The 477-nt window shown below is 32.7% G+C and carries 1 protein-coding gene; it reads left to right on the top strand.

What is annotated here, in order from left to right; genetic code table 11:
* Positions 1-477, top strand: a 477-nt coding sequence (locus KDK95_RS38870; protein WP_212522638.1) for an ATP-binding cassette domain-containing protein, incomplete at both ends; no start/stop codon positions are given.

Raw genomic sequence — 477 nt, 5'->3', positions numbered from 1 at the left:
AATATGCGTTAACTGAAGTAAATCAATTATTAATCTTAGAAGAGTTAGCATTGTCATCACGATTTATGGAACCTCAACATTATGAAATTACTTTTAATAATGTTGGATTTTCATATAACAAAGATAAGGACGATCTGGTCTTTAAGCATTTATCATTTACAGTACCAGAAAATAATTTCACAGCTATCGTCGGGGCATCTGGTAGCGGTAAGTCAACCATTGCCAAGCTTATATCACGATACTGGGATGTGACTTCAGGTGAAATTACGATTGGCGGTATAAATATAAAAGATATTGAATCGAAACAACTTAACGATTTAGTTGGTTTTGTTGGACAAGATAACTTTTTATTAAATCTTACTTTTAAAGAAAATATTAAACTTGGCAATCCAGAAGCTACGGATGAGGCAGTTGAAAAAGCTGCCAAGTTAGCACAATGTCATGAATTTATTGAAAAGTTGCCAGATGGATATGATA

Origin of the sequence: Actinospica acidithermotolerans (assembly GCF_018139625.1) — a bacterium.
Lineage (GTDB): Bacteria > Actinomycetota > Actinomycetes > Streptomycetales > Catenulisporaceae > Actinospica > Actinospica acidithermotolerans.
Note: the sequence above shows the minus strand (reverse complement) of the source record. Positions and strands in the feature narration are given on the sequence as shown.